11 protein-coding genes and 2 riboswitches are annotated in these 14528 nt (G+C 30.9%); of the genes, 8 read left to right on the top strand and 3 right to left on the bottom strand.

The features are described from left to right. Positions 1-3 precede the first annotated feature (3 nt). Positions 4-726 carry a phosphotransferase gene (locus tag ACOMC1_RS02220; RefSeq protein WP_420331011.1) on the bottom strand — a complete coding sequence of 241 codons (723 nt, stop codon included), beginning with the start codon at positions 724-726 and terminating at the stop codon, positions 4-6. A gap of 84 nt (positions 727-810) precedes the next feature. On the opposite strand from ACOMC1_RS02220, the gene ACOMC1_RS02225 reads away from it, so the two are divergent. From ACOMC1_RS02225 to arcC, 8 genes are all read left to right on the top strand, one after another. Beyond that, a complete protein-coding gene (locus ACOMC1_RS02225) occupies positions 811-1839 on the top strand; it encodes a 2-hydroxyacid dehydrogenase (RefSeq protein WP_420331012.1) in 1029 nt (342 codons plus the stop codon). A gap of 225 nt (positions 1840-2064) precedes the next feature. Continuing rightward, on the top strand, positions 2065-2991 hold the full coding sequence (locus tag ACOMC1_RS02230) for an aquaporin (RefSeq protein WP_420331013.1): 927 nt from the start codon (positions 2065-2067) through the stop codon (positions 2989-2991). Positions 2992-3050: 59 nt separating this feature from the next. Then, positions 3051-4319, top strand: coding sequence for a low temperature requirement protein A (locus ACOMC1_RS02235; protein WP_420331014.1), 1269 nt, complete (start codon positions 3051-3053; stop codon positions 4317-4319). A gap of 286 nt (positions 4320-4605) precedes the next feature. Further along, positions 4606-7074: a valine--tRNA ligase gene (locus tag ACOMC1_RS02240; protein ID WP_420331015.1), complete on the top strand. Its 2469-nt coding sequence runs from the start codon at positions 4606-4608 to the stop codon at positions 7072-7074. A 355-nt stretch (positions 7075-7429) separates the two neighbouring features. Beyond that, a complete protein-coding gene (locus ACOMC1_RS02245) occupies positions 7430-8641 on the top strand; it encodes an arginine deiminase (protein ID WP_420331016.1) in 1212 nt (403 codons plus the stop codon). Next, on the top strand, positions 8641-9648 hold the full coding sequence (gene argF / locus ACOMC1_RS02250; protein ID WP_420331017.1) for an ornithine carbamoyltransferase: 1008 nt from the start codon (positions 8641-8643) through the stop codon (positions 9646-9648). Before ACOMC1_RS02245 ends, argF begins: the two co-directional genes overlap by 1 nt. Positions 9649-9676: 28 nt before the next feature. After that, on the top strand, positions 9677-11290 hold the full coding sequence (locus ACOMC1_RS02255) for a hypothetical protein (RefSeq protein WP_420331018.1): 1614 nt from the start codon (positions 9677-9679) through the stop codon (positions 11288-11290). Positions 11291-11299: 9 nt separating this feature from the next. Further along, complete coding sequence (gene arcC / locus ACOMC1_RS02260; RefSeq protein WP_420331019.1) at positions 11300-12235, top strand: carbamate kinase; 936 nt, start codon at positions 11300-11302, stop codon at positions 12233-12235. A 35-nt stretch (positions 12236-12270) separates the two neighbouring features. Here arcC and ACOMC1_RS02265 read toward each other — a convergent pair whose 3' ends face one another. Together ACOMC1_RS02265 and ACOMC1_RS02270 are read right to left on the bottom strand one after the other, a co-directional pair. Beyond that, positions 12271-13152 carry an ECF transporter S component gene (locus ACOMC1_RS02265; RefSeq protein WP_420331020.1) on the bottom strand — a complete coding sequence of 294 codons (882 nt, stop codon included), beginning with the start codon at positions 13150-13152 and terminating at the stop codon, positions 12271-12273. Continuing rightward, positions 13145-14194 (bottom strand): Mur ligase family protein, encoded by a 1050-nt coding sequence (locus ACOMC1_RS02270; protein ID WP_420331021.1) that lies wholly within the window; start codon positions 14192-14194, stop codon positions 13145-13147. Before ACOMC1_RS02270 ends, ACOMC1_RS02265 begins: the two co-directional genes overlap by 8 nt. Positions 14195-14221: 27 nt before the next feature. Then, a riboswitch (THF riboswitch) is annotated at positions 14222-14318 on the bottom strand. An 85-nt stretch (positions 14319-14403) separates the two neighbouring features. After that, a riboswitch (purine riboswitch) is annotated at positions 14404-14501 on the top strand. The last annotated feature ends 27 nt before the right edge of the window (positions 14502-14528 follow it).

Raw genomic sequence — 14528 nt, forward strand, 5'->3', positions numbered from 1 at the left:
TCTTTATTTTTTATGTAAATTTTCTATTATTGGCTTATCACTGAAAGGTAATTCCTTGAATCTATGCATTCATACAAGTGTTAAATAATTAACAAGTATTTTTGCATCTTTTAGTTTATCTTCATCGTATTCACCGTAAGCTTCAAGGAATACTTTTTCTTGTTCAATAGAAAGGTATGAACCATCTATAGTAAAAGCTAAATCAAAATGCTTATCACCTAAACTCGCATACTCTCAATCAATTAAGTAAACTTTTTCATTTGAAAGTACAAAGTTATTCATTCATGGATCGTTATGTAAAGGTGTTGTATCATCGAAGTTAGCGATTATGCTTTCTGCTTTATTGTAGAATGAATGAACTTCACTAGGTATGTCATTTTTGTTTTTAATTTCTTCGAAATATTGCTCTAATCTCGCTTTGTGATTTGATGAAGGTAGTTCTACATTTGAGTTGTGTAATGCGTATAAGATTTTAGCCATCTTTCGAAGATTAACATCATTTAAAACTAAATCTTCTTTTTCTAAAAACTCTCACACTAATTTTTCTTTTGTTTCTTCAAGTAATGTTGGTACATATTCTAACTTAGAAACTTCAGAATATTTAACTTTATGATTAAAGCCATCAAATCTTTTGATTTTCATAAAGTAATTCCCTTGGCTATTTTCAATTTTGTAAGTTTCGTTCTTGTGGCCTCCAAGAACTTCGGTCTTTTTAGTATATTCCATATATAAATAATATCTTATTTTAATCATTTTTTTGTATAAGTGTATAATTAAAAGGTATTTAACAACATCAACAAGGAGATATATATGAAAATAGCATTTTTCGATACTAAAAAGTATGACGAAACTACATTTGCAGAAGCAAATAAAAACGGTCATGAATTTAATTTCATTACTGAAGGACTTTCAATGGCAACAGTTGAAAAAGCAAAAGGTTCAGAAGCAATCTGTGCATTTGTTAACTGTGATGGTTCAAGAGAAATTCTTACAAAATTAGCAGACCTAGGAATTAAATACTGATTCCAAAGATCAGCTGGTTACAACAGAATCGATCTTAAAGCAGCAGAAGAATTAGGAATTAGAGTATTCCGTGTTCCTGCTTACTCACCAGAAGCTGTATGTGAATTTGCAATGACACTTCTAATGTCAATCAACAGAAACATCCACATCGCTTACAAAAGAACAACTTCAAACAACTTCGCACTAAACGGATTAGAAGGTAAAGTTATCAACAACTCTACAATCGGTGTAATTGGTGCTGGTAGAATTGGACAAGGATTCATTAAAATAGCTAAAGGACTTGGAGCAAACGTTATCGTTTTCGATGAATATGCAGAAAAGAACTTCCCAGATACAGCTAAAAACCTAGGATTCACTTACGTAACAAAAGAAGAAGTTTTCTCTAAATCAGACTTCCTTTCATTACACGCACCTTTATTACCATCAACAAAATATATTGTTAATAAAGAAACACTAGCAATGATGAAACCATCAGCAGTTATTATTAATACTGCACGTGGACCTTTAATTAATACTGAAGATCTACTAGATGCATTAGACGCTGGAAAACTAAGAGGAGCAGGACTTGACGTTTATGAAAACGAAGCAGGTGTATTCTTCTTCGATAAATCAAACGAAGTAATGTCAGATGCACTTCTAACAAGATTAAGAGCTCACCGTAATGTAATCCTTACATCACACCAAGCATTCTTTACAGATTTAGCTCTAGCTCAAATTGCTGGAACTACAATGAACAATGTTGAACTTGCAATCAAAGGAGAAGATGGTCAAACAAGACTTATCCTTCAAGAAGATGGAAGAGTAACAAACGGATAATCCCTCATGGGATTTTTCTTTTGCATGTTTTTAGTAATGTGTAAAATACATAAAATAATGTGTAATAACACGTTATTTTTTTATTGAAGCTGAAGGGTTGCATAAACTTAAGAAAGTATTGTTTTAGCAATGAAATAATACTTTGTTTCATTTTTTTATTTTTTTGTATAATTAGTCTATTAAATAATATAAGGATTTATAAAAAATATAAACGAAAGGAAAAATATGAAAGTTTTTAAGTTTTTTAAATTAAGAAAACAAGATAGATTCAATGCTGAAGAACCTAAAGATAAACTTACATGAATGAAACATGGTTTCTCTGAATTTTTTGGAACTATTCTTCTTTCATTAAGTTTAGCTGGTTTATCAACTATTGTTGCCGGTACAGACAAACCTGCAGAACTTTACTTTTTACACCCAGTTCTAGTTGGTTTCTATGCAGGATTCATCGCTGTTGGTGCAGTACTATTTATTTTCTTAAGATGATCATGTGATTTGAACCCAGCCGTTACAATCACAAGAATGTTAAAAGGAACAAATACAGTAAGATACGGAATCTTTAAAATTGTTATCCAGATGACTGCTGGAATATTAACAGGTTTAATTATTTACGGATTTGGTAAATTAGGAGAAGGAGCAGCTGCTAACCACGCTATTTCAGCTATAGGTGCTTCTAATAAATCATTTACAGGAAAAATTGGATTAGGAAACAGTATATCTGCTGGAGCAACATGAATCTTTTTTGTTGAATTAGTAATGACAGGAATTCTATTATTCCCAATCTTCTCAGGAATGATTTCTGATAAATATAGAGATTTTGGAATTATGTTTATTATTTCTCTATCAGTATGAATGGGTATTCTTTGTGGTACAGCTGCTATTAACCCAGCTAGAGGTATCGCTCAACAAGTTCCAGGATTATTCTTCGGTCATGAAGTTGGTCATTCTGCAAGTTATGCTGATATTGTATCTGCAACATTAGCGATGCAAGCTGGAACATTTATGGCTCCATTCTTCTACGTTCTAATGCAAGGTGTATTAACAGAATATGTTAACCCAATTGTAGTTAAAATTATTCACTTTAAAAATTACAGATCATCAAACATGAAAGTAAATTCTAAAGATGAGATTACAAAGAAAACTAAGAAATAGTCTTAGTTTTTTTAATTGCATTTTTATTGTTTTTATAAGGTTTTATATATAATACTTTTATGTTAAATTACTTCGTATGTAATAAAAAGAAAAATGCATCAACTTCATTAGAAATATTTTTTGACTTTATAGTTGTTGCAACTGTTTCAATGATATTTAATGGGTTTATACTTAATTCTCATTCTGCACCTCCATACCAAAAGGTATTTATGGTTTTCAATACAGGTTTGATAACAACATATTGATACTCGTATTCATTCTTTAGACAAAGATTTGAAAAGAATAATATATTCTTCAGGATATTAACAATGGTTAAGGTTATTGCTTTGGGTATAATCGCCACTGGGTTGGATTTAATGATATTTAGATTGAATGTTGTTGCTGATAAGGATCCTGAGTGAATTGCAAAAGTTTCAATGATTATTTGAGTTTCAGGTTTTGCTTTTTCAAGATTAATTTCATCATTCGAATACACATTATCATTGATCGCAAATAGAAAAGATGAAACATTAATTAAATTATTAGTTGGTAAAATGATTTCCAGAATCATTATTGTTATTTTAAATATAGTTCATTTGATTTTATTAATAAGAGGACATTCTATTCCAGTATTGACTTACGTATTCTTACCTTTATATTTAGTAATTGAATTCATGGGTAATATTGCATTTGTAACTGATGCGAACTTAAAGAAAGCTCCTAAGATTTCTATAAAATATGCATCACAAAGATATAAGAAATTAACTTATCTATATATTGGTTCATTATTTATTTCGGGAACAATCCAATTTGCTTATTATTTACATAATTCAAGTGATTTATATATGATTTATAGATTGGTATTTATTTACTTCACAGGATTCTTATTATGATGATTTTATTCTGAATATTCTCATAAATTAATAATTAAAACAAAAGCGAGACACTTAATCAAACTTGCGTTTCTAAATATATTCATTCAAGGATCTTTAGCTGTGTTTGGTGGGGCGATAATCAACTCGCACAATAGTGTTAATGCTCATTATATTATGATTGCTGCACCAACTGCATTAGCAATATTCTTAATAGGTATTCATTTATATCTTTCTTCGTTAAAAAGAGACGATACCGTAACTATATTAAACTTCAAGAAACAAGCATTATTTGCATGTATTTCTAATGTAATTATTTTGATTGCATATGCAATAACAAGTCATTTTATAAAAATGCCTATATGAACAGTATACATTGTTGTAGATTTTGCTTTAATAGTATCAACAGCATTACCTTACATATTAACTAGAAAATATTGTAATGAATTAGAAGAATGTAAACCAAAAGAAAAATAATCTAAGGGTTATTTTTTTAATCTTTAAATATAGAAAACAAATAATCTAATACAACATTTTTATATATAATATATATAACAAATAAATATATTTCAATGAAGAGAAGGTAGATAAGTAAACACTTTCATAGAGAGCCAGGATGGTGGGAGCTGGCAAAGTAAAGACTTAACGAGTTATCTTGGAGAAAAATAAGTTAAACGCTATAAGTTTTAAGAGTCTATACAAGGGTGGTACGTTAGCCCCTTGTTATAAGACTCTTTTTATTTTTGCGACAAAGGAGAAAAATATGATGGAAACAAAATATAACCATAAAAAAGTTGAAGAAGGTAAGAATCAAGAGTGAATAGATAAAGAAGTTTTTTCAAAACACGACAAATCTAAAGAACCATTCACAATCATTCTTCCACCACCAAATGTTACAGGTAAATTACACCTTGGGCATGCATGAGATGTTTCGTTACAAGATGCAATTATCAGATATAAGAAATTAAAAGGATTTGATACTTTATGATTACCAGGTATGGATCATGCAGGTATTGCTACACAAGCGAAAGTTGAAGTTAGACTTCAACAACAAGGTATTTCAAAACATGACCTTGGTAGAGAAAAGTTCCTTGAAAAAGTTTGAGAGTGAAAAGATGAGTATGCTTCAACAATCAGAACACAATGAGGTACATTAGGTATTGCTCTTGATTACAAAAAAGAAAGATTTACTCTTGATAAAGGTGCAAATGAAGCTGTTAATAAGGTATTTGTTGAAATGTATAACAAAGGTCTTATTTATAGGGGTAAAAGAGCTATAAATTGGGATCCTGAACTTCAAACAGCACTTTCTAACATGGAAGTAATCGGAAAAGAAACGGAATCATCAATGTGATACTTTAAATATCAAGTTAAAGATTCTGATGAATTCCTTAATGTTGCCACAACAAGACCTGAAACAATGCCTTCTGATGTTGCCGTTGCAGTTCACCCAGAAGATGAAAGATTCAAACATCTTGTTGGTAAGGTTGCATTATCTCCTTTAACTGGTAATGAATTACCAATTATTACTGATGAATATATCGAAATTGATAAAGGTACAGGTGCTATGAAAGTATCAGCACATGCTGCTATAGATATTGATATTATTAAAGCTAATAATTTAGAAATCAAAGAATCGATTTTAAAAGACGGAACAATGAATGAATTAGCTGGTGAATTCCAAGGTATCGATAGAATGGAAGCAAGACTTAAAATTGTTGAAAAATTATCAAACGAAGAAAAAGTTATTAAAACAGAAACAGTTATGAATAATGTTGGTTATTCAGAAAGAACTGGTATTGCAGTTGAAACACTTGTTTCTGATCAATGATTCGTTAAAATGGCTCCATTAGCAAAAGACTTAATGGAAGACTTACAAGGCGAAGATGGAGTTAATTTTGTTCCTGATAGATTCAGAAATACTCTTGAGCGTTGAATGGAAAATGTTTACGATTGAACAATCTCGCGTCAATTATGATGAGGACACAGAATTCCTGCATGATATAAAGACGGAGAAACAAAAGTTCAAGTAGAAAAACCTGGAGAAGGATGAGTTCAAGATGAAGATGTTCTTGACACATGATTCTCTTCTGGAATTGCTCCTTTCTCCTTCTTAGGATGACCAAACTCAATGGAGGATGTTAAGAGATATTACCCAACAAACGTGTTAGTTACTGGTTACGACATTATATTCTTCTGAGTAGCACGTATGTATTTCCAAGGACTTGAATTTATGGGCGAAAAACCATTTAAAGATGTTCTTATTCATGGGTTAATTAGAGATGAACAAGGACGTAAGATGTCTAAGTCATTGGGTAACGGTATTGATCCAATGGAAACTATTGAAAAATACGGAGCTGATGCATTACGTTGATTCTTATTAACTAACTCAGCACCTGGTAATGATATTAACTACTCACCTCAAAAATTAGAGGCTGCGTGAAACTTAAATAATAAATTATGAAACATCTCAAGATACATTCTTGAAGTAATGGAACATTCAACAGATGAAATAACTGATGCAGATAAATGAATTCTAGATAAATTATCAGTATTAGAAAAACAAGTTTCTATTCGTATGGATAAATATGAATTCACAATTGTCGGGAAAGACATCTACAACTTCATTCAAAATGACTTCTCATCTTGATACATTGAGATGACAAAAGCTCAACCAAATAAAAAGGTTGCTGAAGATGTTCTAAGAAAAACATTGATAATTATTGCACCACTTCTACCATTTATTTCTGAAGAAATTTGATCTAAATTCAATGAAGGAACTGTATTTGAGCAAGAGTGACCAACTATAGAAACAGAAAAAGCTGATTATATAGATGATGTTATTGAAGTTGTTAAATCAATTAGAGAATTCAGAGTAATACATAATTTACCAAACTCTCAAGAAGTTAATTATTCAACTACAAAAGAGATAAATGAAAAAACTAAACTATTTATTTCTAAATTAGCTAATGCCTCATATGAACTAAATGATGATGCTTTATTCAATCTAAAAGATTTTGATATTAATATTAAAATGACTGAAGAAATGAAAGAAGCTGAAAAAAAACGTATAGACCAAGAAATCAAACGTCTTAAAGGTGAAATTAAACGTTCAGAAGGAATGTTAGGAAACGAAAGGTTTGTTAATAATGCTTCTCCTGAAAAAGTTCAGAATGAAAAAGATAAATACAAGAAGTATAAAAAAGAATTAGAAACATTATTGAATATCTAAACAAAAGAGGCATCGCCTCTTTTTTCATTAAATTTAAATATTTATCAATGTTTTTTTGGGTATATAAATATTAACGCGCACGTATACGCACATGTGTAAGGGGCTGTCGAAAATAGATATAAAACAACTTAAAACAAAAAAGATATTTAAAAATAACAATATTTTTTTTGAATATTTTTGATTTACCCCTTATATATAAAAATTAAAAAAAGAGTTGAATTTTAGCAGTTTTCATATTTTTTTAATTTTTATCAATTCTTGTAAAACACAATTTTTTCAACTTATACCTACAAATTTTAAATAAGTTGTATATATAAGTTGAAAGGGGAGTATAATTTTTTTGGAGGCGAAAAATATGAAAATTAAAGTAAATTCAGAAATTGGTAAACTAAAAAAAGTTTTAGTTCACCGTCCAGGTAAAGAAGTAGAAAGATTATACCCAGAAATATATGAAAGACTGCTATTTGACGGTATTATGTACACCGATGTAGCACAACAAGAACACGACGTATTCACATCTAAATTAAGAGAAAACGGCGTTGAAGTATTATACATTGAAGAACAAGTGGCTGAAGCACTAACTCTAAAACCAGAAGCAAAAGAAATATTTGCTGATAGATACGTAGAGTTAGCTGGTATTGAAAACGAAGCTGTTAAAGTTGCAGTTAAAAAATACCTATTATCATTTAAAGACAATAAAAAAATGGTAGATGCATCAATTGCTGGTATTAAAAAAACAGAAATCCAACCAGATTTCAAAAATAAATTGTCAGACCATATTGAACAACACCAAGAATACCCATTCTATGTTGATCCAATTCCTAACATTTTATTCCAACGTGACCCGATTGCATCAATCTTTGGTGGAATGAGCTTACACAACATGAATAGAGAAACAAGGAAAAGAGAAAAACTATACTACGAAATAGTATTTAAATTCCATCCAGATTTCATGGATATCGACAACCATATTCTTCCAACAAGTATTGGAACAATGGAAGGTGGAGATGTTCTAGTTATTTCTAAAGAAACAATTTTCGTTGGTATTTCAGAAAGAACAACAGCTAAAGCAGCTGAAGAACTTGCCGAAATCCTATTTGAAAAATATGACCATCTAAAAAGAGTTATTGGTATCGAAATACCTCACTCACATGCAACTATGCACTTAGATACAATCCTTACACAAATGGATAAAACATTATTCTCAATTGACCCAGATATGTACAAAGAAAACTATACATATTATGAAATCACAAGAGACGGACTTGAAGTATTTAAAAACACACACATTCTTAACTTATTAAGAAAATATGTACACCCTGACACAGAAGTAATTCAAGTTGGTGGTGGAGATATCGTTCGTGCTAAAAGAGAACAATGAAACGATGGAGCAAACTGTTTAGCAATTGCACCAGGTAAAATTGTTGTTTACGAAAGAAACGTTATCACTAATGCTCTAGTAGCAGAAGCAGGAGTTGAAGTTATTGCTGTACCATCAAGTGAACTATCACTTGGTAGAGGTGGACCTCGTTGTATGTCAATGCCATTAGAAAGAGAGGACATTTAATGTTATCAGGAAGAAATTTTACAAAATTAATTGATTACTCTAATGAAGAAATTAATTACTTACTAGATTTATCACACGAGGTTAAATCAAAAAAGAAAAATAATATCCCACATAGAGAATTAGAAGGTAAATCAGTTGCTCTTCTATTCCAAAAAGATTCAACAAGAACAAGGTGTGCTTTTGAAGTAGCATCATATGATCTTGGAATGAAAACAGTTTACCTAGGACCTTCAGGTTCACAATTCGGTAAAAAAGAATCTGTTGAAGATTCAGCTAAAGTTCTCGGAAGCATGTTTGATGGTATCCAATTTAGAGGTTACAAACAATCAGACGTTGAAGAATTAGCTAAAACATCAGGTGTTCCAGTTTGAAATGGACTGACAGATGAATGACACCCAACACAAATGATTGCCGACTTCATGACAATTCAAGAAGAAAAAGGTAAAGATTTAAAAGGACTTAAATTAGTTTACGTTGGAGATGGAAGAAATAACATGGGTAACTCACTAATGATTACCTCAGCTAAATTAGGAGTTAACTTTGTATGTTTAGCACCTAAAGCATTACAACCAGAAGCAGAATTAATTGCTACAGCTACAAAAATTGCTGCAGAACAAGGTTCAACAGTAGAAATGTTTGAAATTTCAGAAAAAGAAACAGCTCTTGCAAACGCAGATGTTATTTATACAGACGTTTGAGTATCAATGGGTGAAAATGACTGAACTTCAAGATTAGATCTATTACACCCTTACCAAGTTAACATGGAAATGATGGCTATGGCTAAGGATGATGCAATATTCTTACACTGTTTACCAGCGTTCCACGGTTTAGACACTGAAATCGGTGCCGCAAAAGCCAAAGAATATGGTGATAAATACCCTGCTATGAAAAATGGTGAATTTGAAGTTACAGATGCGGTTATTAAATCAAAACACTGTAAAGCTTTCCAAGAAGCAGAAAACAGACTTCACTCAATTAAAGCAATTATGCTTGCTACAATGAAATAAAATTTAAAAAGGGGGCATTCCAATGGAAATGACCAAGAAAGCACGAAAAAAACGTTCTTTCAAAATGCCTACAGCTTTTACAATCATTATATTAATAATGCTTGTTTTTATTGCATTGTCTTGAATAATGTATGCTGCAGGTATTAAGACTGAAGTTTGAGAAAAAAACGATAAAGGTGTCCTAGTAGCAACACAAAAATCATTACAAGGATTAGGGATATTAGATATTTTCCCTGCAATCTGGCATGGTTTTGTTGCTAAGGCTGAAATTATCGCCTTTATTCTCTGTATTGGTGGTGTTCTAGGACTTATGGCTAGAACAAAAGCTATTGATGCAGGTATTGCGAGAGTAGTCGCAAAATTAAACGGAAAAGAAATAATTATTGTTCCGATTTTAATGATTATATTTGGTTTAGGGGGAACATCTTACGGTATGTGAGAAGAAACTGTTGCCTTCTTCCCAATATTGATCCCAGTATTTAAAAAAGCTGGATTTGGACCAATCACAGCTGTATTCGTAATCCTAATTGGTGCGGGTGCAGGTAACTTGGCATCTACTATTAACCCATTTGCTACTGGTATTGCATTCAGTTCAGCAAAAGACGTTATCGGTAATACTGATTTAAAAGCTGCAACATCACAATCAGTAATGTTTGGAACAAGATGAGTAATGTTTGCTATCTTCCAAGCAGTTGCCATTGCATTTGTTACATGATTTGCTTTAAGAGTTAAAAAAGGTAAAATCGTTGTTACAGGAATTGATGAATCAGCAGTTGAAAGAGATTTCATGAAAAACGATGGAGACATTGAATTTACATGAAAACGTAAACTAACTTTAACTATATTCATTCTTGGATTTGTATTTATGATTCTTTCATATTTACCTTGAACAGATTGAGTTGGAGAATCAGCATTAACTAAAGCAGATTCAAACTACAACAAAGGAATGTTCTGATTAGCTTCTACTCATGGACAATGAGCACAATGAGGTCAATGATACTTAGTATCTGTATCCGCAGCATTCTTAATGATTGGATTTGTTGTATTCTTACTTAACCATAAAGATTTCGTGGAAAAAGGAGAATCAAAAGAAGAAACATATATTAATACATTCATTGATGGATCAAAAGATGTTTTATCAGTTTGTTTATTAATTGCTGTTGCTTCAGGATTAGGGGTTATCCTAGAAAAAACACTAATCGGACCATACATTGCTAACTCTGCAAAAGGACTAGGAAATATGGGATTATTAGGATTTGGTGTAGTAATCTTCATACTATCTCTAGTATTATCATTCCTATTACCTTCTACTTCAGGATTCGGTTCAGCATTTATTCCTATATTTGCTTCAATTGCCGCAAAAGCCTTTGGTGGAAATGACTTACACCCTGATGCTGCACATATCCAAGCATACAAATCAGCTCTTGGATTAATAATATTTGCATACATATTTGCGGAAGGGGTTGTGAACTTATGTTCTCCAACTTCAGCAGCACTTATGGCTTATACAAAAATGTCACATGTTCCTTATAACGTATGACTAAAACACACTTGAAAAATCATTGTTATTTTATTAGTATTATCATTTGCAATGATGTTAATCATAGGAGGTATCGCACAAGCTGGACATAGTCTATTCTAATGCGACAACATGGAAAAACAAAAAATATTAATCGCTCTAGGTGGAAACGCTTTAGGTAAAAATTATATAGAACAAAAAGAAGCTGTTAAAGAAACAGCAAAAGCTATTGTAGATCTTTTTGCTGCAGGGCACAGTGTTATCGTTGCACACGGTAATGGTCCTCAAGTCGGAATGATTAACAATGCATTTGGTGGTGCTTTAAATGAAAAGGTTGTTAATGAAGCAATGCCTTTCCCAGAATGTGGTTCAATGTCTCAAGGATATATTGGATTCCATATTCAAAACGCTATTAAAAATGAATTAAACAAAAGAAATATCGAAGGAGAAGTAGCTTCTGTTATAACTCAAACTATTGTTGATAAAAATTCACAGGCTTTCAAAGAGCCTACAAAACCAATTGGACCTTTCTTAACAGAGGAACAAGGTAAAGAGTTGGCAAAACAAAATGGTTGAATTGTAAAAGAAGATTCTGGTAGAGGATGAAGAAGAGTGGTTGCCTCACCAAAACCTATTGATATTGTTGAAAAAAACATTCTTAAAAAACTATCTGATGATAATGTAATATTAATCGCAGGTGGTGGAGGTGGTATTCCTGTTTACAAAGAAAATAATGATTTAATTGGTATTGATGCTGTTATCGATAAAGATTTCACATCTGCTACAATGGCTGAATTAGTTGATGCTGACACATTCATCATCCTAACAGCTGTTGATAAAATAATTATTAACTTTGGTAAAGAGAATGCAAACCCTCTTTCAGAAATTAGTTTAGAAGAACTTGAAAAATATATTGCAGCAGGAGAATTCCCAGCTGGATCAATGGGTCCAAAAGTAGAAGCGGTTGCCGGTTACGTAAAAAGAACTGGTAAAAATGCTTATATTGGTGATTTAAAACTTGCAGGTAAAATTCTTTCAGGAGAAGCTGGAACTAAAGTCTATAAATAATAAAAATACACACTTAAATGTGTGTATTTTTTTAATTAATATTTATTTTTTTCAAATTTGTTAACCGTTAATTCACAAGCTTTGTAAAGTGGAATTAAAATAGATACATAAATTGGAATTATGATTGGGGTTTTAAGTATTCTTGCTCATAAAGCTATTTGATAATATCTTTCATAAGTGTAATGTGAAGTTGGATAACGAGAATGTCCTTGGTTTGAAAGTCTTTGTAAGAACCTTACATAAGCAATAGGGCCTCAAATTCAAATTCAAACAATGATTATCATAGTTACTAAAGTCGTTATGGAAATTAAGAGTTTTAAATTCTCATTTTTCTTGAAACCATACAATATGAACATCCCTAGTTGAATGAATGCAAATAAACCTGAGATTGTGTAAATCATTATTTGGGTATTTGTATCAAATTTTAATGTTTTTTTAGAGGCTTTGTGTATTAAGGGATTATCATATGAGATTATAATAACCGCGAGTACACCCATGATTGCAATTAAATTAACTACAATCATTGATATCCATCAATTCTTCTGTTTTGTATTAAACATATGTTTAAATAATCATGCCATGATAGGAATTCCAACAGTTATTATCTCGTATTCCCACATTCAAGCACCAATACCGTATTTACCTAGTGATAAGGTTATAGTGTCGGCAATTAAAGCTATAAAGACCCCTTTTACAGGCCCGAAAATTAAACCAAATATTATTAAGAATATGAATGTTATACCTACATTCATAACACCTTGTATTTTTATATTTATAAATAACCCTGAAATTATAAATAATCCAACAAAAATACCTGCTAATACCATCTCATAAATTGAGATTCTTATGTATTTATCGACAAATCTTTTTCATTTACCTTCTTTGGGTAAGTCTTTTTCATTATTTTCTTTATTCATTTTTTAAAATACTCCCTATTGAATGGAAACTACCGATATATAAAGTGTTTTTATTTTGTTTATTATAAAAAGCTTTTAAATTATTAATATCTTTTGCTTCTATATCTTTTGCCAAAATAAAGGAATCGTTTAATGTGTATACAAAAATATCTTTGTCTTTAAAAATGTTTTGGAGATTAGAAAAGTCTTTTCTTTTTGCTATTGTGATAACAACTTGTTCAAAAGGAATTTGTTTATCTTTTAAATATTCTAAAGTTGCTAAAATACCATTTTCATTATGTGCAACATCAAGGATTGCTATTGTATTATTGATTTTTTGTAATGTTGCTCTCCCAAGTGGTTCATTAAAATTCGCAACTATATCAAATTCATTTTTAAGTATTTCCTTAACTAAGAGTTGATTCCTTGTTTTGTAGTGTTTCGCTTGATTGTCTACTATGAAATGCTTACTATTTAATTCATTTGCTTTTTCAGTTATGCATTTATTCATGACACCTAACTCGCTTCCTGAATAAAAATGCATTCCATTATTAATAATTCCTATTTTATCATTCATAACATCTTGTAATGTTTCTCCGAATATTTCCATGTGATCATAACCTACAGAAGTAATAACTCCTATATCACCATCTAAAATATTTGAAGGGTCGTGTTTTCCGCCGATACCAGCTTCTAAAATAACGACGTCACAATTCATATCATTGAAATATTCTATTGCACAAAGAAACATAATTCCAAAAAAGTGGATATCTTTGTCTTTATATCTTGAAATATATTTTTCTAATTGAGGTGTTGATATATTCTCTCCGTTAACTTGTATTCTTTCGTTTGCTTCGAAAATATGCGGTGAAGTGAAGGTTCCAACAGTTAATTTTTGTTTTAAATTCTCAGTCAAGTAATGTGAGACACTACCTTTACCATTGGTACCAACAACATTGATGATTTTAAAATCGCATAATAAATTAAGCTTATCTAAATAAGTTTTCAATACTTTATTACTTGTATTCTTTCTGTTATTAAAAATTGATTGTATAAGATTCATATAGTAGTCCAGCCACTATACATAACCATTAGTGGATGAAGTGTTTCACCGCCTACATAAATGTAGTTCGCTCAAAAGCTATACTCCCGTCTTTTGATACTTAACGCTCGACACCGGCTCTAATAGTGGCTTTTAAATTATACTACTAAGACCATTTATAAGGCACTTGTTATTATTATTTCACTTTTAGTTTTTATTGTGAACTATATGATAATATTAAAGTGGAATGATATTTAAGCTTACAATATGGGTAAGCGTTTCTACGAAATACCGTAAATATTTCCCAATGTCAGATGACTTATTTTAAAAATATCCTTCCGTTTAAAAAAATACA

Origin of the sequence: Mycoplasma todarodis (assembly GCF_965212735.1) — a bacterium.
Lineage (GTDB): Bacteria > Bacillota_I > Bacilli_A > Mycoplasmatales > Metamycoplasmataceae > Mycoplasma_K > Mycoplasma_K todarodis_A.